This window comes from Paenibacillus sp. P4_E11 (assembly GCF_056401635.1).
This window is the reverse complement of sequence record NZ_JBFUIX010000650.1, coordinates 1-702: the sequence shown is the minus strand read 5'-3', so window position 1 is coordinate 702 and position 702 is coordinate 1. Positions and strand designations below refer to the sequence as shown.

The window sequence follows — 702 nt, the reverse complement described above, 5'->3', positions numbered from 1 at the left end:
GCCTATTACAGTCTCAAGGAAATGCTGGAGAACGAGCCAGAAATCCAAGTAGTAGATGTTACAACAGGCGGGATTGACAATGGAAGCTGGCACTTCGAGCCGGCGATGGAAGCGATAAGCTGGGGCAAGCATGTACTGGTCGAGAAGCCGATCTGTCACGACATTGCCGAAGCTAGAGAGCTCGTCGCTTATGCGGAGAAGAAGAAAGTATATCTAGGCTGTAACCTGAATCATTACTTCACGCCACCAGCGGAGAAAGCCAAGCAATATGTAGATAATGGTGAAGTTGGTGAGCTTGTATATTGCTTGCACAAGATGGGATTCAATGGCGGGGAAGAAGGCTATTCGCCGGCAGGTTCAGATAAAGTAAAGGGTCATCCGTATTTTCATATGAAGGCGTTTCTGACCCATCCATTCAGCGTGATGCGTTACTTCTGTGGCGATATTACACACGTTCAGACGTTCTCTGATCGACCAGGATTCCGGCGGAGTGCAGGAGATATTATGGTGTCGATTAATAGCATCCATGTGAAGTTCGCTAATGGTGGTGTCGGATATTTGCTCAGCCAAAGAGGCGATGCTGTTTACGGGCTGGGTGGCTGGTGGAGCTTCGAGATGGCCGGGACCAAAGGGACGTTCTGTATCGAGAATTGTGTGGAGAAGGTGTCTTACTGGAAAGCCGCGAAAGGCATTCCAGCGATT

Annotated in this window: 1 protein-coding gene; it reads left to right on the top strand. The window is 49.3% G+C overall.

Annotation, left to right across the window (positions count from 1 at the left end; translation table 11 throughout):
• A partial coding sequence (locus AC1DWB_RS36695) for a Gfo/Idh/MocA family protein (protein ID WP_477545962.1) occupies positions 1 to 702 on the top strand: 702 nt, incomplete at both ends.